Genomic DNA, 21,965 nt, shown 5'->3' on the forward strand with positions numbered 1-21,965 from the left:
TTTCTCCACAGCCGCGTCGACCCCCGGACGACGGCGCATCCGGATGGCGCAGACTGCCCTCATGTGGCCGTTCCTCTACTTCGCCGGCGAACGCTTGTCGACCGCTGAGCTGACGGCAGCTCGCATGGACGGCGACCTGGTGGAGATCGGTGACGCGTTCATGCCGGCGGACGCCGTCGAGACCCGCGAGCTGCGCGCGGCATCCTTCCGCCCGGTAGGCGGGCCGGAGCGCGCCGTCACCCATGCGAGTGCCGCGTGGGTGCACGGAGCCGTCCCGGACCCGCCGCTCGTGCACAGCCTGCAGCGCGCCGGCCGACGGCGCGCGTCGTTCCCGGTCGACGCCCGGATCCGGTTCCGTGACGTCGCGCTGCCCTCCCACGACGTCGAGATGATCAGCGGCGTCGCCGTCACGACGCCGGTTCGGACGCTCATCGACCTCATCCGCGAAGCATCGATCGGCGCGTCAGCACACCGCCTCGTCGACGACATGCTCGCCTGGCGCCCGGACCTGCTCGACGACGCCGTCTCATGGATCGAGCACGCCGGACCGGTCCACCACAAGCGAGCGGCGGCAGCCGAGCTGCGGCGACGTCAGGAGGAGGTGACGCGATACACGTCGTAGACCGCGTCGATGCGCCGGACGGCGTTCAGGACGCGGTCGAGGTGGACCGTGTCCCCCATCTCGAACACGTAGCGGCTGAGCGCGAGACGGTCGTTCGTCGTCTGCACGGATGCCGAGAGGATGTTCACGTGATGCTCGCTGAGCACTCGCGTGATGTCGCTCAGGAGGCCGGAACGGTCCAGCGCCTCGACCTGGATGTGGACGAGGAACACGCTCTTCGAGGTTGGAGCCCACGACACCTCGATGAGGCGGTCCGGCTGGTCACGGAGCGCGCCGGCGTTCGTGCAGTCGGCCCGGTGCACGGAGACTCCGCTGCCGCGGGTGACGAAGCCCACGATCTCGTCGCCAGGAACAGGCGTGCAGCACTTCGCGAGCTTGACGAGGATGTCGGGTGCACCGCGAACGAGGACGCCCGAGTCTCCGCCGCGCGGCGCCTTCGACCGGCCGACGGCCGGGAGGTCGATGGGGCCGGTGGAGGTGTCCTCCTCCTCGGACCGCACGAGAGCGGTGACCTTCTCGATGACCGACTGCGTCGAGACGTGACCCTCGCCCACGGCGGCGTAGAGGGCGGTCACGTCCTCGTAGCGGAGCTGGTGCGCGACCGCCGTGAAGGAGTCCTGGTTCATGAGGCGCTGCAGCGGCAGATTCTGCCGGCGCATCGCGCGAGCGATGGCGTCCTTGCCCTGCTCTACGGCTTCGTCACGTCGCTCCTTGGTGAACCACCCGCGGATCTTGTTGCGCGCTCGGGTGCTCTTGACGAACGCCAGCCAGTCCTGGCTGGGGCCGGCATCCGGATTCTTCGAGGTGAACACCTCGACGACGTCGCCGGAATGAAGTTCCGACTCGAGCGGCACCAGTCGCCCGTTGACCTTGGCCCCCATGGTCCGGTGACCGATCTCGGTGTGCACGGCGTAGGCGAAATCGACCGGCGTCGCGCCGGCGGGGAGCCCCACGACACGACCCTTCGGCGTGAAGACGTAGACCTCTTTCGCACCGATCTCGAAGCGGAGGGAGTCGAGGAACTCGCTCGGGTCAGCCGTCTCGGCCTGCCAGTCGGAGATGTGCGCGAGCCAGGCCATGTCCTGATCGACCGCTTTGGAATCGGCCTTGCCGCCGGCGACCTGCTCCTTGTACTTCCAGTGAGCCGCCACGCCGTACTCGGCCTGCTGATGCATCTCGTGGGTGCGGATCTGGATCTCCACCGTACGGCCGCCGGGACCGATGACCGTGGTGTGGAGCGACTGGTAGAGATTGAACTTCGGCGTCGCGATGTAGTCCTTGAAGCGCCCCGGGATCGGCGTCCACCGGGCGTGGATCGCGCCGAGCACCGCATAGCAGTCCCGCACGGTGTTCACCATGACGCGGATGCCGATGAGGTCGTAGATGTCATCGAACTCGCGACCGCGGACGACCATCTTCTGGTACACGGAGTACAGCTGCTTCGGACGTCCCATGACGCGGCCGCGGATGCGCAGATCACGCAGGTCCGCCTCCACGTTGTCGATGACCGTGTGCACGTACTGCTCGCGCTGCGGGGTGCGCTGCTTGACGAGCGAGTCGATCTCGGCGTACAGCTTCGGATGCAGAACGGCGAAGGACAGATCCTCCAGCTCGCTCTTAGCCGTCTGGATGCCGAGGCGGTGCGCCAGCGGGGCGTAGATCTCGAGAGTCTCGCGTGCCTTCTTCGCAGCTTTCTCCGGTGGGACGAAGCCCCACGTGCGCGCATTGTGCAGCCGGTCGGCGAGTTTGATGAGGAGGACGCGGATGTCCTTGGACATCGCCACGATCATCTTGCGCACGGTCTCCGCCTGCGCGGCGTCGCCGTACTTCACCTTGTCGAGCTTCGTGACGCCGTCGACGAGCATGGCGACCTCGTCGCCGAAGTCCGCGGTCAGCTGCTCGAGCGAGTATTCGGTGTCCTCGACCGTATCGTGCAGGAGGGCGGCTGCGATCGCGCGCGGACCGAGACCGAGCTCGGCGAGGATCTGGGCCACGGCGAGCGGGTGTGTGATGTAGGGCTCACCGCTCTGGCGCTTCTGCGAGGCGTGAGCCTTCGCCGCCGTCCGATAGGCGCGCTCGACGATCGCGATGTCACCCTTCGGATGGTGCATGCGCACCGTCCGCATGAGTTCCTCGAGCGCATCGCGCGACGGTGCGCGGGAGAAGATGCGCGGGACGAGCCTGCGGAGGGACTGCCCGCCCGTCGCCGACCCCGTCGGAGTGACCGCTTCAGCCATGCGATCGCCTCCTGCCTGCCTCTGCGCGCGTGGAACTGGAGGTCAATCCTACGCCCGCGGCCATGCCGCTCAGACCGTGGCGACAGCGGCCGAGCGGGACTCGAGGACCCGCTGATCGCGCGCCTTCAGGTCGACCTCGTTCTCACGCAGCAGCGAGTAGAGCGGCGCGGCCACGAACAGCGTGGAGTAGGCCGCGACGATGGTGCCCACGAAGATCGACAGGGAGATGTCGGTCAGCGTCTGAGCGCCGAGCCACAGCGCACCGATGAAGAGGATCGCCCCCGTGGGGAGGACGGCGACGACGGTCGTGTTGATCGACCGGACGAGGGTCTGGTTCACCGCGAGGTTGACCGACTCCCCGAAGGTGCGGCCGGACTTCTCTCCGTCCTCGAAGGTGTTCTCACGGATCTTGTCGAAGACGACCGTGGTGTCGTAGAGCGAGTACGACAGGATCGTCAGGAAGCCGATGACGGCTGCGGGCGAGATCTCGAACCCGAAGAGGGCGTAGACGCCGACGGTCACGACGAGCACGTCGACCAGACCGATCATCGCGGCGACGGACATCTTCCACGTGCGGAAGTAGAGCGCCAGGATGAGGAAGGTCAGCACGAGGAAGATCGCGAGGCCCCAGAGGGACTGCCTCGTGACGCTCTCACCCCAGCTGGGTCCGATGAAGGACGAGCTGACGCTGTCGTCCGACACGCCGTACGCCTTCACGAGCGCGTCCGTGACCTCGCGCGTCTCGATCTCGCCGAGCTGGTCGGTCTGGATACGCACGCTGTCATCGCCGACCGTGGTGACGCGGGTCGCGGCATCCCTCACCACGGACTGAACCGCCTCGGTGGCGATGAGCTGATCGGGGTTGGCGACATCGTTGACCGTGAACTGCGACCCACCGGTGAACTCGATCGAGAACTGGACGGGACGGAAGACGGGAACGAGCGCCGAGCCGATGACGAGGATCGCGGCGATCAGGAACCAGAGGCGGCGACGCCCGACGAACGGGAAGGAGACCTTCCCGGTGTAGAGGTCGTTTCCGAAGTCACTCATGGAACGCATCAGTCGTCCCCCTCCCCTGCCGAGCGCGTATCGCCGCTCTGCTGCGCCAGCTTGCGCTCGGCGATGGTCTGGCGGCGGACCGCCTCACTACGAGAACGCGACGACCGCTTCTCAGCCTGCGACTTGCCCCCCGTGGCCACCGGCGCGCGGAACTGCGCACGACCGCGATAGACGGCGCCGAGCGCCGTCGGGTCGAGACCCGACAACGTGTGGCCACCGCCGAAGAAACGCGTCCGGGCGAGGAGCTGCAGCACGGGGTGGGTGAACAGGATGAAGATCAGGATGTCGATCACGGTCGTGAGGCCGAGCGTGAACGCGAAGCCCTTCACGGTCGCGTCCGCGAGGATGTAGAGCACCACGGCGGCGAGGATGTTGATCGACTTCGAGATGTAGATCGTTCGCTTCGCGCGCGCCCAGCCGTCCTCGACGGCGCCGGTGATGGACTTGCCGTCGCGCAGCTCGTCGCGGATGCGTTCGAAGTACACGATGAACGAGTCCGCGGTGAAGCCGATCGTGACGATGAGGCCCGCGACACCGGCGAGCGACAAGCGGAAGCCCATGCGCCACGCCAGGATGCAGAGCGTGATGTAGGTCAGGATGCCCATGACCGCGAGCGACGCGATGATCACGAACCCGAGCGCGCGATAGACGGTCAGGGAGTAGACCGCGACGAGGGCGAGACCGATGAGCCCGGCGACGAGACCGATGAGGAGCTGCTGAGACCCGAGCGTCGCCGAGATCGCGTTGCTGCTCTGCACCTCGAAGCTCAGCGGGAGCGCGCCGTACTTCAACTGGTCGGCGAGCGTCTTCGACGTCTCCTGGTCGAAGTTGCCCGTGATCTGCGGCTTGCCGTCCGTGATCACCGCATTCATCGACGGGGCGGAGATGACCTCGCCGTCGAGGACGAAGGCGAACTGGTTCTGCGGCGACTGCAGGTTGAACAGGCGCTGGCTGATGTCGCCGAAGGTCTTGGTGCCCTCGCCGTTGAAGACGATGTTGACGGCCCACTGGCCGTTCTGGGAGTTCAGGCCGTTGGTGGCGTCGGAGATGGCGGATCCGTCGAGTTCCACCGGACCGAGGAGGTACTTCGCCGAGCCGTCCGTGTCGCAGGTGATGAGGGGCTCGTCCGCCGGTTCCTGTGCCGGATCGGTCGCCGGCTTCGCGCAGTCGTACGCGAGGAACTGCGCCTGCAGCTCTTCCGTCGCCCACGACAAGTCGCTGCCGTTGGTCGGCGCCGGGGTGGGCGTCGCGTTCAGCGACGGGCCGGGCGTCGGGTACGGCGTCTGCTTGCCGTCGTCACCGACGAAGGTATTGCTCGGCGCCGCCGTGTAGAGGACGGCGCGCAGCTGCATCTGCGCGGAGCGACCGATGCGGTCACGGGTCTCCTCGTCGGCGATGCCGGGGAGCTGCACGACGATCTGGTTGCCCGCCTGGGTCGTGATGTCGGTCTCCCCCACACCGGAGGCATCCACGCGCTGGCGGATGATCGAGACCGCCTGCTGCATCTGCTCGGGCGTGGGATCCGTGCCCGCCTTCGTCTGCGCCTGAAGGATGATCTGCGTGCCGCCCTGGAGGTCGAGGGCGAGCTCGGGGACCCAGGAGCTCCTCTCGAAGAGGTACACGCCCGCGGCGTTCACCCCGAAGAGGACGGCTGTCAGAGCGAGGAGTCCGATGAGTGCGCGCCAGGCGCGGCGGACGGGGGTGGATGAGGCCACGGAGGGAGCTTTCGTCAGGGACCGCCGGAGCGGGAAGGTCAGGCCTTGGGCTTGTCGTCCGCGTCGGGCGTACCGTCGGTGGGACGGGAGTCGAGGATGGTCTCGTCGCGCGAGACGATGACGTCGTCACCGGCGACCTGGTCGGTCTCCTCGACGACGGGCTCCTCGTCCTCGACGATGCGCAGAATCGCCTGGCTGTGGACCTCGACGACCATGCCCGGAGCGAGCTCGACGTGGGCGGGCTTGGAGAGGTCCGTCGGGTCGTACTCGACGATCGTCCCGTAGAGACCGCCCTGCAGAAGGACCTTCACGCCCGGAACCATCTGCTGAGCCTTCTGCTCCTGCTGTTCCTTCATCTTCTTCGTGCGACGACGGGAGCTGATGAACATGAAGACCAGCAGTGCCGCCAGCAGGATGAGCAGGCCGTAGTCCGTGAAGAAGTTTCCTCCGGTGGGGGCCTGCTGGGTGTTCTGCTGGGCGAGGAGCAACATGGACGCGGGTCCGCCTTTCGAGAGGGCACGCCGCATCGATGCGGCGAAGAGGGTGGGAGGCCGGAGCCTTCAGCGATTATAGGTCATCGAGGGTGAGCGCCCCGTCGTGACGGGCGATCCCCAGGTGCGCATACGCCTCGGGCGTGGCCACGCGGCCCCGGGGTGTGCGTCCCATGAAGCCGATGCGGACCAGGTAGGGCTCGACGACCGACTCGATCGTGTCCGCCTCCTCCCCCACGGTGACGGCGAGCGTGTTGAGCCCGACAGGCCCGCCTCGGAACCGCCGCACGAGGGCGTCGAGCACCGCCCGGTCGAGCCGGTCGAGCCCCAGATCGTCCACGTCGTAGAGGTCGAGCGCCGCCGAGACGTCGGCCGTCGAGGCCTGCGTCGACGACCCGCCGTGCACGACGACGTAGTCGCGCACGCGCCGGAGCAGTCGGTTCGCGATGCGAGGCGTGCCCCGCGAGCGTCGGGCGATCTCCTCACGGGATGCCGCGGGCACATCGACGTCGAGCATCACGGCGGAGCGGGCGATGACCTGCTCGAGCTCGACGGGCTCGTAGTACTCGAGATGCGCGGTGAATCCGAAACGGTCGCGCAGCGGGTTGGGCAGAAGGCCGGACCGCGTGGTCGCGCCGACCAGGGTGAAGGGTGCGAGGTCGAGCGGGATGCTGGTGGCACCGGCGCCCTTGCCGACCATGATGTCGATGCGGAAGTCCTCCATGGCGAGGTACAGCATCTCCTCGGCGGAGCGAGCCATCCGATGGATCTCATCGATGAACAGCACCTCGCCGGGGACGAGGCTCGACAGGAGCGCGGCCAGATCGCCCGCATGCTGGATCGCCGGGCCGCTCGACATCCGGAGCGGGCGATCGCTCTCGTGCGCGACGATCATGGCGAGTGTCGTCTTGCCGAGTCCCGGGGGGCCCGACAGGAGGATGTGGTCGGCCGGTCGCTGTTGGATGCGGGCGGCGTCCAACAGCAGCTGCAGCTGACCTCGCACCTTCATCTGGCCGATGAACTCGGCGAGCGAGCCCGGACGGAGCGCGCCTTCGACGGCCAGCTCGCTCTCGTCCTCGGGCAGACGCTGGTCGCGCGCGTCAGACACCGCTGCGCTCCGCGCGCGCCGGACCCAGTTGGGCGAGTGCGAGCTTGAGGAGGGCCGGCACGGTGGCCCCGGCCGGCGCGTCGGACAGCACGCTCTCGGCCGTCTCGGAGGCGACGCGCTCGTTCCATCCGAGCGCCGTGAGCGCGGCGGAGACCTGCGCTCCCAGTCCCTGCGGCGCGGGCGCTCCCGCGGCGGTGCGGGCGGGCGGGGTGAGCTTGCCCGCCAGCTGCACGACGATCAGTTTCGCGGTCTTCGGTCCGATGCCCGAGACCCGCCGGAACGGGGCGTCGTCCTCGTCGGCCACCGCCGTGGCGATCTGGTCCACGGTCAGCGACGAGAGGACGCCGAGCGCCGACTTCGGCCCGACACCCGAGACGCTCAGGAGCTGGCCGAAGACGTCGAGTTCGGAGCGCTCCTCGAAGCCGAAGAGGAGCATCGCGTCCTCGCGCACGATCATCGCGGTGTGCACGAAGACCTCGTCGCCCGGATGCAGCTGCCGCGCGTGCTGCGCGGTGACCGCCACAGCGTAGCCGACGCCGTGCACGTCGATCACGACGGAGTCCGGTTCGAGGTGCAGCACGCGGCCGCGCAGCGAGGAAATCATGGTCCGAGCCTACGGGAGCGTTCGGACGTATGTTCGAGCGACACGCATCAGCGTCGCGACGCCTTCTCGGCCTCGGCCCACGCGCGCTGCGCCGGCGTCAGCACGGCACCGACCGTCGCCGACGGTCCTCGACGCCACGCGTGGCACAGGGCGAGCGCGAGTGCGTCGGCGGCGTCCGCCGGCTGCGGCAGCGCATCCAGCCCGAGGACCCGGGCGACCATCGTCTGGACCTGCAGTTTCTCGGCGCTCCCGTACCCGGTGATCGCCGCCTTCACCTCGGACGGCGTGTGCGTCGCCGCGGGCAGACCGTGCTCGGCCGCGAGCAGCAGGGCTATGCCGCTCGCCTGCGCCGTACCCATCACCGTGCTGCGGTTCTGCTGCGCGAAGACGCGCTCGACGGCCACCACGTCCGGCCGGTGTTCCGCGAGGACCGCTCGGATCCCGGCCGCGATGGTCGCGAGGCGCTGTTCGATCGGCGCCTCGGGCGAGGAGCGGACGACTCCCACGTGGACGAGCGATGCCGACCTGTCGCGGCGGACGTCGACCACGCCGACCCCGCATCGGGTCAGTCCCGGGTCGATGCCGAGAACGCGAAGAGCGGATGCCACTCCCCCACGCTAGGCGGGAGGTGCGGCATCCGCTCGTCGGCGCGCCCGGTACGGCTTACTCGGACTCGTCGTCCTCGAGCTCTGCCTGCACCTCGGCGGTGAGGTCGAAGTTGGCGTAGACGTTCTGGACGTCCTCGCTGTCCTCGAGGGCGTCGATGAGCCGGAAGACCTTGCGGGCCGTGTCGGCGTCGATCTCGACCTTCAGATTCGGGACGAACTCGACATCTGCCGACTCGTACTCGATGCCCGCGTCGGTGAGCGCGGAGCGCACCGTGACGAGATCGGATGCCTCGGTCACGATCTCGAAGCCCTCAGAGTGGGGTTCGATCTCCTCCGCACCGGCCTCCAGGGCCGCCATCATGACGTCGTCCTCGGTCGTGCCCTCGCCCGAGACGACGATGACACCCTTGCGGGCGAAGTTGTAGGCGACCGACCCCGGGTCGGCGAGCGTGCCGCCGTTGCGCGTGAGAGCCGTTCGGACCTCGGCGGCGGCGCGGTTCTTGTTGTCGGTCAGACACTCGACCATGAGTGCCACGCCGTTCGGACCGTATGCCTCGTACATGATCGAGGTGTACTCGACCGACTCGCCGCCGATGCCCGCGCCGCGCTTGATGGCGCGGTCGATGTTGTCTTTGGGGACCGACGTCTTCTTGGCCTTCAGGACGGCATCGAACAGCGTCGGGTTGCCCTGCAGATCGGCACCGCCGAGCTTGGCGGCGACCTCGATGTTCTTGATGAGCTTCGCCCACGACTTCGCGCGACGCGCGTCGATCACGGCCTTCTTATGCTTCGTGGTTGCCCACTTGGAATGTCCGCTCACGGGACTCCTCTCGGAAAAAGCGCAGGTCCTAGTCTACGACCGCCCTCGCGCCCGTCCGCTACGCGCGGCGCGCAGCGTCCAGCAGCAGGCCGTGGAAACGCGTCTCGCCCTCCAGCTCGGGATGGAAGGAGAGACCGACCAGCGAACCCTGGCGCACCCCGACGATCCCTCCCTCGGGAAGACGCGCGATCGCCTCCACCGAGGGGCCGACCTCGCTCACGATCGGCGCCCGGATGAAGGTCGCGTGCACCGGGGCCTCCCCCACGGCGGCCACCTCGAGATCGGTCTCGAACGACTGCGTCTGGGATCCGAACGCGTTCCGCCGCACCGTCACGTCCAGCCCGCCGAGGGTCTGCTGACCTGCGATACCGTCCTCCAGCCGATCCGCGAGGAGGATGAGACCTGCGCACGTGCCGAGTACCGGCATCCCTTCGGCGATCGCCGCTCGGAGAGGATCCCGCAGGCCGAAGGCACGCGACAGCTTGTCGATGACGCTTGACTCCCCGCCGGGCAGAACGAGACCTCCCACTGCGGCGAGATCCTCGGGTCGGCGGACGAGCCGGACGTCGGCACCCAGGTCCGTGAGCACCGTGACGTGCTCGCGGACGCCACCCTGGAGGGCGAGGACGCCGACGCGCGGACCCGTCACCAGCCCCGGTCCGCCAGCCGGTGGGGAGCCGGAAGGTCGGACACGTTGATGCCGACCATGGCTTCGCCGAGGCCGCGCGAGACGTCGGCGACGACCTTCGGATCGTCGAAGAACGTCGTCGCCTTGACGATCGCGGCTGCTCGTTCGGCCGGGTTCCCGCTCTTGAAGATGCCGGAGCCGACGAAGACGCCGTCGGCGCCGAGCTGCATCATCATGGCCGCATCGGCAGGGGTCGCGACGCCGCCGGCGACGAACAGCACGACGGGCAGCACCCCGGTCTCCGCCACCTCGGCGACGAGCTCGTACGGTGCCTGAAGCTCCTTCGCGGCCACGTAGAGCTGGTCCTTCGAGAGCGCGGACAGCGCGGCGATCTCACCGCGGATCTTCCGGATGTGCTTCATCGCCTCGGAGACATCCCCCGTTCCCGCCTCACCCTTCGAGCGGATCATCGCCGCGCCCTCGGTGATGCGGCGAAGGGCTTCGCCGAGATTGGTCGCGCCGCAGACGAACGGCACCGTGTAGTCCCACTTGTCGATGTGGTTCACGTAGTCGGCCGGCGAGAGCACCTCGGACTCGTCGATGTAGTCGACGCCGAGCTCCTGCAGCACCTGAGCCTCGACGAAGTGGCCGATCCGAGCCTTGGCCATCACGGGGATGGAGACCGACGCGATGATGTCGTCGATGAGATCCGGGTCGCTCATACGCGCAACGCCGCCCTGCGCGCGGATGTCGGCGGGGACGCGCTCGAGTGCCATGACGGCGACCGCTCCGGCATCCTCAGCGATCTTGGCCTGGTCGGCGGTGACGACGTCCATGATGACGCCGCCCTTGAGCATTTCGGCGAGACCGCGCTTGACGCGCCCCGTCCCGGTGGAAGTTGTTGGCATAGGCCAAAAGTTAGCATGACCCGGACATAGACTCGACGACATGACGAACGATGTCCTGGCGATCAGCGGCGACACCGCGGTCGAGATCGCCGACAGCATCCGTTCCCTCATCGACCGCGGCGATCTCGGTCCGGGCGCGGCGCTCCCACCGGTACGCACTCTCGCAGACATGATCGGCGTGAACCGCAACACGGTCGTCGCGGCCTATCGCCACCTCGCCGCCGCCGGAGCTGTCGAGACAGCCGGTCGCGCGGGCACGCGGGTGTCGCCGCGCTCGGATCCCGCGCAGGAGGGATTCGCAGCCGACACGGTCCTCCGGGACATCGCCACGGGCAACCCGGACCCTTCCCTCATCCCGGACCCCTCCCGAGCCCTGTCGAGCCTCGCCGGTCGCCCGGTGCTGTACGGAGAACCGACGATCGACCCCGACCTCGACGCGTGGGCGGCCCGATGGATCGAGAGCGACCTGCCGGGTCGCGACGACCTTCGGCTGACGATCACCGGCGGGGCAGTGGACGCGCTCGAGCGTCTCTTCGCCGACGCGCTGGCGCGCGATGATGCCGTCGGCCTCGAGGATCCCTGCTTCCTGTCGGCGCTGCGAACCGTCCGGATCGGCGGGTACCGCCCCGTCCCCATCCCGATCGACGAACACGGGATGACGGTGGCCGGCCTCCGGACCGCGCTGGACGCGGGAGTCCGCGCCATCGTCTGCACGCCCCGGGCGCAGAACCCCACCGGCGTGAGCCTCACCGCCGAACGGGCGGCCGATCTCCGCGCCGTACTGGAGCGGCATCCGTACGTCCTCGTCATCGAGGACGATCATTTCTCGATGCTCTCGCGCCAGCCGTACCACTCGATCATCGGCCCGGATCACCGGCGCTGGGCTCTGATCCGGTCGGTCTCGAAGTTCCTCGGCCCCGACATGTGCCTCGCGGTGACGGCGAGCGACCGCGAAACGGCGGAGCGTCTGGCGCGCCGTCTGAGCCCCGGGTCGACCTGGGTGAGCCACCTCCTGCAGCGCCTCGCCGTCGCGCTCGTGTCGGACCGCGACGCCATGGCGGTTGTCGAGCGTGCCGCGCAGCACTATCGGTCTCGCAACGAGGCGTTCGCCGCGGAACTGACCCGGCAGGGCCTGCCCACGTCGGCCGGTGACGGCCTCAGCGTGTGGGTACGCGTGCCCGCGACGGCCCGAGCCGTCGCCGAGCAGCTGATGCGACGCGGCTGGCTCGCGCGACCCGGAGACGAGTTCGTCCTGGCGGACGACGCCGCGTCCCGACGACTTCGACTCACCGTCCACGATCTGTCCGACCCCGACCTCGCGCGGCTCGCCGCCGACGTCGCCGCCTCGGCGCGAGCGATCGCGCCCTCACCGGAAGCGAGTACCTCCCTGTGAAGATCCTCTCCATCCAGTCCGCCGTCGCCTATGGTCACGTCGGCAACTCCGCCGCCGTGTTCCCACTGCAGCGCATCGGGGTCGAGGTGTACCCGGTCTACACCGTGAACTTCTCGAATCACACCGGCTACGGCGCGTGGCGCGGCCCGCTGATCAGCCCGCAGGACGTCGCCGACGTCATCACGGGCATCGAGGAGCGCGGCGCCTTCGGCGAGATCGACGCGGTCCTCTCGGGCTACCAGGGTGGGGAGGGGATCGGCGACGTCATCCTCGACGCCGTCGCACGCGTCAAAGCCGCCAACCCGAACGCCATCTACGCCTGCGACCCCGTGATGGGCAACGCGAAGAGCGGATGCTTCGTGGCCCCCGCGATCCCGGTCCTGCTGCGCGAGCGGGTCGTCCCCGCGGCGGATCTGATCACGCCGAATCAGTTCGAGTTGGGATTCCTCACGGGAACGGAGCCGAGCGATCTCGAATCCACCCTCGTCTCCGTCGATGCCGCGCGCGCGATGGGCCCGTCCACGGTGCTGGTCACGAGCGTGGAACGCCCGGACCGCCCCGAAGGAACGATCGAGATGCTCGCAGTGACGGACGACGGCGCGTGGATCGTCCGCACGCCGCACATCCCGATGAAGGCGAACGGGTCCGGCGACGTCACGGCGGCACTGTTCACCGCGCACTTCCGAGACAGCGGTGACGCCGCCGACGCACTGGCGAAGACGACGTCGAGCGTGTTCGACCTGTTGCAGAACACCTACGACGCGGGTACCCGCGAACTCCAGCTCGTCGAGTCGCAGGACGCGTACGCGAACCCGCGCATGCAGTTCGAGGTCACGCAGGTCCGGTGATCCCGCAGGGCGGCCGGCCCGTCAGAGAACGGGCCAGCCGTCCGCCACCGACTGACGCACCTCGCCGAGCAGTTGGGGCAGAGCCTTCGTCTTCGCGATGATGGGGAAGAAGTTCGCGTCCGTCGCCCAGCGCGGGACGACGTGCTGGTGCAGGTGCGCGGCCACTCCCGCTCCGGCCACCTCACCCTGGTTCATCCCCAGGTTGAAGCCGTCGCAGTTCGCGACGGTCCGCAGCACCCGCATGGCCACCTGCGTCAGGGCGCCGATCTCGGCGACCTCCTCGGGGGTGGCTTCGTCGTAGGTGCCGAAGTGGCGGTACGGGCACACCAGCAGGTGACCCGAGTTGTAGGGGAACAGGTTCAGCAGGACGTACGCGGTCTCGCCGCGGGCGACGATGAGCCCCTCTTCATCCGATTTGCCGGGGGCTGCGCAGAACGGGCAGTCGTGCTTCAGCGGCTCGGGACCCGCCTGGATGTAGGCCATCCGATGCGGGGTCCACAGGCGCTGGAACTCGTCCGGCACACCCGCGAAGTCGATGGACGACTCGCGGGCTACGTCGCCCGCCTCGCTCATGCGAGATCCTCCGCGGTGTTGACGAGCAGGCGACCCGTGATCGCCGCGACGATCTTGTCGATCGCCTCATCCACCGGGATGCCGTTGGTCTGCGAGCCGTCCCGGAATCGGAACGACACCGTGCCGCCGGAGCGGTCCTGCTCCCCCGCGATGAGCTGGAGCGGCACCTTCTGGGTTGTGTGCGTGCGGATCTTCTTCGGCATCCGGTCGTCGGAGTGGTCGACCTCGGCGCGGACGCCGGCCGCACGGAGCCGCGCGAGGATGTCGTCGAGGTAGGAGCCGTACTCCTCGGCGACGGGGATGCCGACGACCTGGACCGGCGCGAGCCAGACCGGGAACGCCCCGGCGTAGTGCTCGAGCAGGATCGCGAAGAAGCGCTCGATCGAGCCGAACAGCGCGCGGTGGATCATGACGGGACGGTGCTTCTCGCCGTCGGGGCCCGTGTATTCGAGCTCGAACCGCTCGGGCTGGTTGAAGTCGAGCTGGATTGTCGACATCTGCCAGGTGCGACCGATCGCGTCGCGCGCCTGAACGGAGATCTTCGGACCGTAGAACGCTGCGCCGCCCGGGTCGGGCACGAGCTCGAGCCCGGATCCCTCGGCGACCTCGCGCAGGGTCTGCGTCGCCTCATCCCACAGTCGGTCGTCGCCGATGAACTTCGGGTTGCCCTCCTCCTTCGTGGACAGCTCGAGGTAGAAGTCGTTGAGACCGTAGTCCCGCAGCGTCTGCAGCACGAACTCGAGGCTGTGCTCGAGCTCGCCCTTGACCTGATCGGACGTCACGTAGATGTGGGTGTCGTCCTGCGTCATCCCGCGCACTCGGGTGAGACCGGCGAGCGTGCCGCTCTTCTCGTATCGGTAGACCGAACCGAATTCGCTGAGACGCAGGGGGAGCTCGCGATAGCTGCGTCCGCGGGAACGGAAGATCAGGTTGTGGAACGGGCAGTTCATGGGCTTCAGGTAGTACTCCTGGCCCTCGCGTGAAACGTGGCCATCGGCATCCACCACCTCGTCCAGCACCATCGGGGGGTACATGCCGTCGGCGTACCACTGCAGGTGACCGCTCGTCATGAACAGATCGCCCTTGGTGATGTGGGGCGTGTTCACGACCTGGTAGCCGTTGGCGAGGAGTCGTTCGCGCATGTAGCGCTCGATCTCGTACCGGATGATGCCGCCCTTGGGGTGGAACACCGAGAGCCCTGGCCCGATCTCTTCGGGGAACGAGAACAGGTCGAGATCCTTCCCGAGCTTGCGGTGGTCGCGCTTGGCAGCCTCCTCGAGCCGGTGCTGGTAGGCGCGCAGCTCGTCCTTCGTCGGCCACGCGGTGCCGTAGATGCGCTGGAGCTGCGGGTTCTTCTCGCTGCCGCGCCAGTACGCACCGGCGACGCGAGTCAGGTCCCAGCCGTTGCCGACGAGGCGCGTGCTGGGCACGTGCGGTCCGCGGCAGAGGTCCTTCCACGCGGTTTCGCCGTCCCGGGTGACGTTGTCGTAGATGGTCAGCTCGCCGGCGCCCACCTCGACCGAGGCACCCTCGGCCGCCTCCTGCGATCCGCCCTTGAGTCCGATGAGCTCGAGCTTGAACGGTTCGTCGGCGAGCTCGGCACGCGCCTCGTCGTCCGTGACCACACGACGGACGAAGCGCTGACCCTCGCGGACGATGCGCTCCATCTCCTTCTTGATGGCCTTGAGATCCTCCGGAGTGAACGGGTCGTCGACGCCGAAGTCGTAGTAGAAGCCGTCGGTGATCGGCGGACCGATACCGAGGTTCGCCTGCGGGCGGACGCGCTGCACGGCTTGCGCGAGGATGTGCGCGGTCGAGTGCCGCAGAATGTTCAGCCCGTCGGGGCTCGAGACGGTCACGGGCTCGACGCCGTCGAGCGTGTCGACGAGCGTCGCCAGGTCCTTCAGCTCGCCGCCGATGCGGAGGGCGATGACGGAGCGGTCAGGGAACAGGGCGAAGCCGTCGGCGGGAAGGTCGACGTCCGCCGGGGCGATCAGATCAGTCAAGGGGAGATCTCCAGGAAGTGGCTCGGATCAGGGTGGTCAGCTTCGAGCGCACGACGCGCTCCGCCCGCTCAGGCCCGCGGCGTTCGCGTGCCGGCGAGGTGGGACGACCTGCCGTTCTGCATCCTGCGAGTCTACTGGGCACGCGGGAGGCGCGATGATGGATGCCGTGAAGCTCGCTCTCGCGGGACTCGTCCTGCTCCTGGGGGCGACCGCCGCCCTCGTCACCGGCATCCTTCCCCTCGCCGACCTCGGCGACGTCGCGGAGCGCGTGCTCCCGATCCTCGCCTTCGTCGTCGCGGTCACGATCGTGGCCGAGCTCGCCGCGAGAGCGGGTGTCTTCGACGTCTCCGCGTCGTGGCTCGCGCGCCTGTCCCGCGGACGCACGACGCTCCTCTGGACCCTCGTCGTGATGCTCGCCGTCGTCACCACGGCGTTCCTCTCGCTCGACACGACCGCCGTCCTCCTGACACCGGTCGTCATCGCCGTCGCGCGCGCCAACGGCCTCCCGCCGCTGCCCTTCTCGCTCACGACGGTCTGGCTCGCCAACACCGCATCCCTCGTCCTGCCGGTATCGAATCTGACGAACCTCCTCGCGTTGGGACGGATGCCGGGGGGCGGTGACGCGGCATCCTTCGTCCTCCTGCTCGGCCCGTCCGCCGTCGTCGCCGTCCTCGTGACGGTCGCCCTGCTGTGGGCGTTCCACCACCGGTCCCTCGTGGGCACCTTCACGGTCGCCGCGCCACCTCGGGTGAGCGACCGGGTGCAGCTGGCCGCGGCATCCGTCATCGTCGTCGCACTGCTGCCGCTTCTCGTGAGCGGACTCGAGCCGTGGATCCCGGCGGCAGGCGCCGCGCTCGCACTCCTCGCCCTGTTCGCGTGGCGCTCGCCGAGGGCGCTGAGCGTACGGCTCGTTCCTTGGTCGCTGCTCGTGTTCGCGGCCGGGCTCTTCTCCGCTGTCGCGGCACTCGAGACGTGGGGGTCCGGCCAGCTCGCCACGGCCGTCGCAGGATCCGGGTCCGCGCCGCTCGACCTGTTCCGGGTGTCCGGGACCGCGCTGGTCGCGGCGAACGGTCTCGACAACCTGCCCGCCTATCTGCTCCTCGAACCCACCGCGGACACGTCCGAGCGCCTCGCGGCGCTCCTCATCGGCGTTAACGCTGGCCCGCTCATCACCCCGTGGGCGTCGTTGGCGACGTTGCTCTGGCACCAGCGTCTGGTCGCCGCAGACGTACACCTGCCCTGGCGTCGATTCATCTCCTGGGGGCTCATCGCGGCGCCCCTCGTCGTCGCTGCCGCGACGCTACCGCTGCTCCTGCGCTGACGCGGGTCGCAGGTGCCTCACCGCCTCGCGGCGGCTGAGTGGGCTGAGTGCGTGCGCTGCAACGTAGGCTTCACCCACTCCGGGAACCAACGCGCCGCATCCCGCAGCGCCCACCCGATCGCCTTCCGGATGAAGAACTCGCCGTCGCGCAGGTTCGGCCGGAGAGCGTCCCCCAGCAGATGCAGACCGGTCTGCCCGCGGCGCCCGAGCTGGCAGAGGATGGCGAGGCGGCGAAGCCACATCTCCTCGCTGACGCACCAGCCGCGCACGAGCGCTTCGCCGTCTCGCGGGTGGGTCTCCAGCAGCTCGCGGATGCGTCCGCTGAGCTCGTCGGTGATGTCCCACCACCGACCGCACGGACCATGCGCTCGATCAGCGGGACGACGCGCAGGTCCGCCCGTGCGGGAGGAACGGCGAGGAGCATCATCGCCGCGTAGCGTTCCTCACGATGGGATGCCGCATCCCACAGCTCTCGGGCGTCATCGATGAGCCGAGAGGCGTCCGACTCCCCTGCCGCCGCGGCGCGAGCGATACGCCGGGTATCAGGCACTCGGGCGCCGAGAAAGGGGAGCTCGGACCTCATGCCTTCAGCGCGCGACGGGTCCGCTGCTGCCCGCAGGCGGGCACGGATCTCGTCGACGCGGGTCACGTCAGGCGACGGTCAGGTCCACCTGGATCTCGCCCGCGAGCTCTTCCAGCGCCTGTGAGACCGCCGTCGCATCCGCATCGGCAGGAAGCCGGAAGGCGACGGTCGCCTCGAACAGCGTCCCGCCGGCCATGGGCGCGTCGAGGGTCCGGCTGCGGAACGTGTCGATGCTGAGGGCGTGGTCCGCGATCGCTGCAGTGACGTCGCGCACGATCCCGGGCCTGTCGTTGCCCAGGACCGTCACCTCGAGCGAACGCTCGGCACCTTCGGCATCGACGGCCGGGCGGCCCCCGTGCACACTGACGCGCAGCATCCCGTCCAGTCCTTCGAGGGCGGAGACCAGATCGGCCTCGCGCTCGTCGTCGATCGTGACCAGCACGATGCCGGCGAAGGCCCCGGCGAGTTCCGCCAGCTCGCTGCGCTCCCAGTTGCCGCCGACAGCGGAGACCTGCTCGGCGAGAGCGTTGACCAGTCCTGGTCGATCATCACCGACCACTGTGAGCACGAGGTGAGCCATGGCCGGATACTACCGCCCGGGTCGCGACGGCGCATGGCGGTGACGGCGGCTGCGACGGGCGCGTAGCGTGCCCGGCATGAAGGCACTCCAGTACACACGCATCGGTTCACATCCTGAGGTCGTCGAGATCGAGAAGCCCTCTCCCGGCCCCGGTCAGGTCCTGCTGAGGGTCACCGCCGCCGGGGTCTGCCACTCCGACGAGTACGTCATGAGCCTCAGCGAAGAGGACTATACGGCGGCTGGGTACCCCCTGCCGCTCACCCTCGGACACGAGGGCGCCGGCATCGTCGAGGAGCTCGGCGACGGTGTCGAGCACGTCCAGGTCGGTGATGCGGTCGCGGTGTACGGACCGTGGGGATGCGGCCGCTGTCGCAACTGCGCCCAGGGCAAGGAGAACTACTGCACGAACGCGCAGGCCGAGGGGATCATGCCCCCGGGCCTCGGCGCCCCCGGGTCGATGGCGGAGTACATGATCGTCGACAGCGCCCGGCACCTCGTGCCGCTCGGGGAACTGGATCCCGTCGAGAACGTCTCGCTGACGGATGCCGGTCTGACTCCGTACCACGCGATCAAGACCTCCTTGCCGAAGCTCGGAGCGGGCACTACGGCCGTCGTGATCGGGACGGGCGGCCTCGGGCACGTCGCGATCCAGATCCTCCGCGCCGTGTCGGCCGCCACGGTGATCGCGCTCGACGTGAGCGAGGAGAAGCTGCAGCTCGCGCGCGAGGTCGGTGCGCACCACGCCGTCATGAGCGACGAGAACGCCGTGTCTCGGATCCGCGCGATCACCGACGGGCTGGGAGCGAACGCCGTCTTCGACTTCGTCGGCGCAGAACCGACGATCGCGACCGCGGTCGCGGCCGCGGCCCTCGATGCCGACGTCACGATCGTCGGCATCGGCGGCGGGACGGCGCACGTCGGCTTCGGATCCATCGCTTATGACGCCGCGCTCCGCATCCCCTATTGGGGTTCGCGCAGCGAACTGGTGGAGGTCCTCGACCTCGCGCGTTCGGGTCAGGTCGGCGTCGAGGTGCAGCGCTACTCCCTCGACGACGGGCCGGAGGCCTATGCGGCTCTCGCTGCAGGCAGGGTCCGCGGCCGAGCCGTTATCGTCCCCTGAGGCGGCCCGGGGTCGCGATCAGGCCTCGCCGGTGTCGGCGACGACCGGCGCGAGGATGATGATGGCGGCCCCGACCAGGGCGATTGCCGATCCGACGTAGTCCCAGAGCGTCGGACGGAATCCGTCCACGACGATCCCCCACGCGAGAGAACCCGCGATGAACACGCCTCCATAGGCGGCGAGGACCCGTCCGAAGTTCGCGTCGGGCTGGAACGCTGCCACGAATCCGTACGCTCCCAGCGCGACGATCCCGAGGAGGGCGAACCACCAGCCGCGGTTCTCCCGCACGGCCTGCCAGATCAGCCAGGCGCCGCCGATCTCAGCGAGAGCGGCGATGACGAAGAGGGTGACGATCCGAGCGGTGGTCATGCGGTCAGTCTGTCAGCGCCCGATCACGGGGATGTGACACGGGTGACCCGGCACGGCACTGCGTCCGTAGGGTGACAGAATGTCAGAGGAGACCGCAGCTCCACCCTCTCTGTACGCCTAGACCTGGGTCGGTTCCATGGGACTCCTCTCCTACAACGCCACGACGCGATTCGACATCGACGACCGGACGCTCGTCCACCTCGAGGCGGTCATCTACGCCAAGCTCCGCCGAGGCGAGTCCTTTCTGTTCACGTGGTCGCGTGCCGCCGGCGAGGGCACCGGACGCACGACCGTCTGGATGAACCGTGCATCCCACCTCGTGTTCCGTCGCCGCCACGACGCGCGCATCCCGCTCAACCACGAATGGATCGAGCGCCTCATGGTGGCGGCCAACTCCCCCGCCGGCCTGCATGATCTGCCGGAATCCGAGAGCGGCAGCGCGGTCGGCTGAGCGCGCGGACCGCAGGATCGACCCCCCGCGGGCAACAAAAAACCCCCGGGAAACCGGGGGTTTGTCTGTGCGCGATACTGGGATCGAACTAGTATCGGCCGGTTTTTCCGCGACACTGATTTGAGCTCGTCCGACCATCAAGCGCCCGCGATTCTGGCACCACTACACGGATCGATGCGAGTCTCGCCCGCGAACCAGGATGAAATCATGAACTGGACGTCGGATGACCCAGGGGCTGGGAGCCCGCCGGATGTAAGAGCTGACGCGGCCCGTCGAGCGACCACTGCGAAGCTCATGCGAGAGGCCGCGAAGAGCGCGGACGCATCAGCTCTGACCGCTTCCCAGTGGGAGGGAGGCGCGGCCAACGCCGTCAGCCTCAAAAACCACGCGTATACGGAGGCGCTGAGGGCGTTAGCAAGCCGTCACGGCGTTCTGACCGTCGCCCTGCAGCAATACGCCTCTGAGATCGAACGGATCAAGTCTCAGCAAGCGGGCATACTCGCAAAAAGGACTGAACTGGAAGCCAACATCGCCGCAGCGACAGGACGAATCGGAGAACTGCGGTTCCAGATCGGTGCGCCTGGAGAAGAATTCACTCGCGCCCAAAATGCGCTAGCAAATCTCCGCGAGTCATCCGCCACACTTTCTAACCAGATGAGCCAACTCGCCGAACAACGTCGCGCAGCCGACACGGTCGCGATCAGCGTGATATCCGGTGCCACCGCCCGAGGGGGGCTCGGCGGACTGCTCTCTGCTGGGACACTATCTCCGTCGTTGCCGCTCGTCGCACCTTCTTTGCAAGATCTGACAGCGTTGACTGAGAACGAATTGCGAGTTCTCTTCTCCCTTCACCCAGATCTCGTCGCGCAAATCCAGCAACACAGTTCCGCGGAAGAAGTTGCTTCATGGTGGACTCAGCTCAGCTCCGACGAGCGGCAGACGCTCATGCTCGGTGCTTCCTCCTTGATCGGTTCACTCAATGGAGTGAGTCCCTCCGCGCGCGTAGGTGCAAATCTCTTGAACGCTTCGGCCCGCCAGCGCGAGGTGGCGAGCGAGATTGCAGCCTTGAAGGCCGAGAAGACGGCGCCTGGATTCGGTAACGAGGTCGCAATCCAGAAGCTGCAGGCAGAACAGGGGTACCTGCAGAAGGTCACGGCTGGGGAGATCCAGCTGTACCTCTATGACTCGGACTCTGCCTCCATCATCGAGATGATCGGAACGCCGAGCATCGCGACGGCGCGAACCCTTACGTACGTCCCCGGCACGTTCACCAGCGAGCTCAGCTTCTATAAGAACGAAGTGCAGCCGGTTGCTCGCTGGCTTACGAAGCGCGACACAGAGATGGTCGCCTTCGTGTGGAAAGAAGGTTCCTTTCCCGGGGAGGATCCGCAACAGGGCAACATTGACCTCCTGCGCATTGGCGAGTCGAACGATGACGAACGCGCCGCCACCAGCGGCCAAATGCTGCGAGAGTTTGAGGTGGGGCTACGTGCCTCGAGTGATCACCTCGCGGCAACGACTCAAATCGCAGCTGGTCATTCCTGGGGTCTTCTTCCGATCACAGAGGCTGAGGAGCTCGACGTCCATTTCGATCAGGTCCACTCTCTAGCGGGTGCCGGAATGCCGGAGAACTGGCGCCGCGACGAGGAAACTAGCTACCACCACTGGGCATACCTCGACATACTCGGAATGGCACAGGTGACGGGGCAGGTCTGGGATGGAAGAGTTCCCCAGTACAACGAGATCTTCTCGCAGCACCTGCAGATGCGAGACGATGAGCCCCTGGGATATTACGTGCCTCTGAGCGATCGACTGATGGACAACCACAACCTCATAGCCAGCGACCGCCCCGAGAACCAGGAGATGTTGGATGATCTCCGATTCTCCATGACTGCCAAGTGAGCCCATCAGGATGAAACGT

Annotated in this window: 21 protein-coding genes and 1 pseudogene; 7 read left to right on the forward strand and 15 right to left on the reverse strand. The window is 68.0% G+C overall.

Features of this window, described 5'->3' with window-relative positions:
* The first annotated feature begins 43 nt into the window (after positions 1 to 43).
* The gene (locus ACIQLK_RS09730; RefSeq protein WP_400364536.1) at positions 44 to 622 is read left to right on the forward strand and encodes an SAM-dependent methyltransferase; all 579 of its coding nucleotides are present in this window, start codon (positions 44 to 46) and stop codon (positions 620 to 622) included.
* Here ACIQLK_RS09730 and ACIQLK_RS09735 read toward each other — a convergent pair.
* The 10 genes from ACIQLK_RS09735 to pdxS form a co-directional block, all read right to left on the reverse strand.
* Positions 592 to 2,859: a RelA/SpoT family protein gene (locus ACIQLK_RS09735; protein WP_400364538.1), complete on the reverse strand. Its 2,268-nt coding sequence runs from the start codon at positions 2,857 to 2,859 to the stop codon at positions 592 to 594. The two genes, ACIQLK_RS09730 and ACIQLK_RS09735, sit on opposite strands and share 31 nt — an antisense overlap.
* Before the next feature lie 69 nt (positions 2,860 to 2,928).
* Entirely contained in the window at positions 2,929 to 3,918 is a 990-nt protein-coding gene (secF, locus tag ACIQLK_RS09740) for a protein translocase subunit SecF (RefSeq protein ID WP_400364539.1), read from the reverse strand.
* Complete coding sequence (gene secD / locus ACIQLK_RS09745) at positions 3,918 to 5,633, reverse strand: protein translocase subunit SecD (protein ID WP_400364540.1); 1,716 nt, start codon at positions 5,631 to 5,633, stop codon at positions 3,918 to 3,920. Before secD ends, secF begins: the two co-directional genes overlap by 1 nt.
* Before the next feature lie 38 nt (positions 5,634 to 5,671).
* Entirely contained in the window at positions 5,672 to 6,124 is a 453-nt protein-coding gene (locus ACIQLK_RS09750) for a preprotein translocase subunit YajC (protein ID WP_400364542.1), read from the reverse strand.
* Positions 6,125 to 6,200: 76 nt separating this feature from the next.
* Positions 6,201 to 7,232, reverse strand: a complete 1,032-nt coding sequence (ruvB, locus tag ACIQLK_RS09755) for a Holliday junction branch migration DNA helicase RuvB (RefSeq protein WP_400364544.1) — start codon at positions 7,230 to 7,232, stop codon at positions 6,201 to 6,203.
* Positions 7,225 to 7,836, reverse strand: a complete 612-nt coding sequence (gene ruvA / locus ACIQLK_RS09760; RefSeq protein ID WP_400364545.1) for a Holliday junction branch migration protein RuvA — start codon at positions 7,834 to 7,836, stop codon at positions 7,225 to 7,227. Before ruvA ends, ruvB begins: the two co-directional genes overlap by 8 nt.
* Positions 7,837 to 7,883: 47 nt before the next feature.
* A complete protein-coding gene (ruvC, locus tag ACIQLK_RS09765; RefSeq protein ID WP_400364546.1) occupies positions 7,884 to 8,444 on the reverse strand; it encodes a crossover junction endodeoxyribonuclease RuvC in 561 nt (186 codons plus the stop codon).
* 55 nt (positions 8,445 to 8,499) lie between these two features.
* Positions 8,500 to 9,264, reverse strand: coding sequence for a YebC/PmpR family DNA-binding transcriptional regulator (locus ACIQLK_RS09770; RefSeq protein WP_400364547.1), 765 nt, complete (start codon positions 9,262 to 9,264; stop codon positions 8,500 to 8,502).
* Between the two features lie 58 nt (positions 9,265 to 9,322).
* Positions 9,323 to 9,913: a pyridoxal 5'-phosphate synthase glutaminase subunit PdxT gene (gene pdxT / locus ACIQLK_RS09775; protein WP_400364549.1), complete on the reverse strand. Its 591-nt coding sequence runs from the start codon at positions 9,911 to 9,913 to the stop codon at positions 9,323 to 9,325.
* A complete protein-coding gene (pdxS, locus tag ACIQLK_RS09780; RefSeq protein WP_400364550.1) occupies positions 9,910 to 10,800 on the reverse strand; it encodes a pyridoxal 5'-phosphate synthase lyase subunit PdxS in 891 nt (296 codons plus the stop codon). The genes pdxT and pdxS overlap by 4 nt, the downstream gene beginning before the upstream one ends.
* A gap of 40 nt (positions 10,801 to 10,840) precedes the next feature.
* Between pdxS and ACIQLK_RS09785 the strand changes: the two genes are divergently transcribed.
* Both ACIQLK_RS09785 and pdxY read left to right on the forward strand, forming a co-directional pair.
* Complete coding sequence (locus tag ACIQLK_RS09785) at positions 10,841 to 12,193, forward strand: aminotransferase class I/II-fold pyridoxal phosphate-dependent enzyme (protein WP_400364551.1); 1,353 nt, start codon at positions 10,841 to 10,843, stop codon at positions 12,191 to 12,193.
* Entirely contained in the window at positions 12,190 to 13,041 is an 852-nt protein-coding gene (pdxY, locus tag ACIQLK_RS09790; RefSeq protein ID WP_400364552.1) for a pyridoxal kinase PdxY, read from the forward strand. Before ACIQLK_RS09785 ends, pdxY begins: the two co-directional genes overlap by 4 nt.
* A gap of 21 nt (positions 13,042 to 13,062) precedes the next feature.
* Here the strand turns inward: pdxY and ACIQLK_RS09795 are convergent, their stop codons facing one another.
* Positions 13,063 to 13,614, reverse strand: a complete 552-nt coding sequence (locus tag ACIQLK_RS09795) for an HIT family protein (RefSeq protein WP_400364554.1) — start codon at positions 13,612 to 13,614, stop codon at positions 13,063 to 13,065.
* Positions 13,611 to 15,620 (reverse strand): threonine--tRNA ligase, encoded by a 2,010-nt coding sequence (thrS, locus tag ACIQLK_RS09800; RefSeq protein ID WP_400364556.1) that lies wholly within the window; start codon positions 15,618 to 15,620, stop codon positions 13,611 to 13,613. The genes ACIQLK_RS09795 and thrS overlap by 4 nt, the downstream gene beginning before the upstream one ends.
* Before the next feature lie 154 nt (positions 15,621 to 15,774).
* Here thrS and ACIQLK_RS09805 point away from each other — a divergent pair, with 154 nt between their 5' ends.
* Positions 15,775 to 16,941, forward strand: coding sequence for an SLC13 family permease (locus ACIQLK_RS09805; RefSeq protein WP_400364557.1), 1,167 nt, complete (start codon positions 15,775 to 15,777; stop codon positions 16,939 to 16,941).
* Positions 16,942 to 16,958: 17 nt separating this feature from the next.
* Here the strand turns inward: ACIQLK_RS09805 and ACIQLK_RS09810 are convergent.
* Positions 16,959 to 17,524, reverse strand: a pseudogene (locus ACIQLK_RS09810) (DNA alkylation repair protein).
* A 67-nt stretch (positions 17,525 to 17,591) separates the two neighbouring features.
* Entirely contained in the window at positions 17,592 to 18,104 is a 513-nt protein-coding gene (locus ACIQLK_RS09815) for a glycine cleavage system protein R (protein WP_400364558.1), read from the reverse strand.
* A 76-nt stretch (positions 18,105 to 18,180) separates the two neighbouring features.
* Here ACIQLK_RS09815 and ACIQLK_RS09820 point away from each other — a divergent pair, with 76 nt between their 5' ends.
* Positions 18,181 to 19,224: an NAD(P)-dependent alcohol dehydrogenase gene (locus tag ACIQLK_RS09820; RefSeq protein WP_400364560.1), complete on the forward strand. Its 1,044-nt coding sequence runs from the start codon at positions 18,181 to 18,183 to the stop codon at positions 19,222 to 19,224.
* A gap of 18 nt (positions 19,225 to 19,242) precedes the next feature.
* On the opposite strand, the gene ACIQLK_RS09825 is transcribed toward ACIQLK_RS09820, so the two are convergent.
* Entirely contained in the window at positions 19,243 to 19,593 is a 351-nt protein-coding gene (locus ACIQLK_RS09825) for a YnfA family protein (RefSeq protein WP_400364561.1), read from the reverse strand.
* Positions 19,594 to 19,729: 136 nt separating this feature from the next.
* Between ACIQLK_RS09825 and ACIQLK_RS09830 the strand changes: the two genes are divergently transcribed.
* Positions 19,730 to 20,044: a hypothetical protein gene (locus ACIQLK_RS09830; protein WP_400364563.1), complete on the forward strand. Its 315-nt coding sequence runs from the start codon at positions 19,730 to 19,732 to the stop codon at positions 20,042 to 20,044.
* A 207-nt stretch (positions 20,045 to 20,251) separates the two neighbouring features.
* Positions 20,252 to 21,946: a hypothetical protein gene (locus ACIQLK_RS09835; protein ID WP_400364564.1), complete on the forward strand. Its 1,695-nt coding sequence runs from the start codon at positions 20,252 to 20,254 to the stop codon at positions 21,944 to 21,946.
* Positions 21,947 to 21,965 lie beyond the last annotated feature (19 nt).

Origin of the sequence: Microbacterium sp. NPDC091382 (genome assembly GCF_044757025.1) — a bacterium.
Taxonomy (GTDB): Bacteria; Actinomycetota; Actinomycetes; order Actinomycetales; family Microbacteriaceae; genus Microbacterium.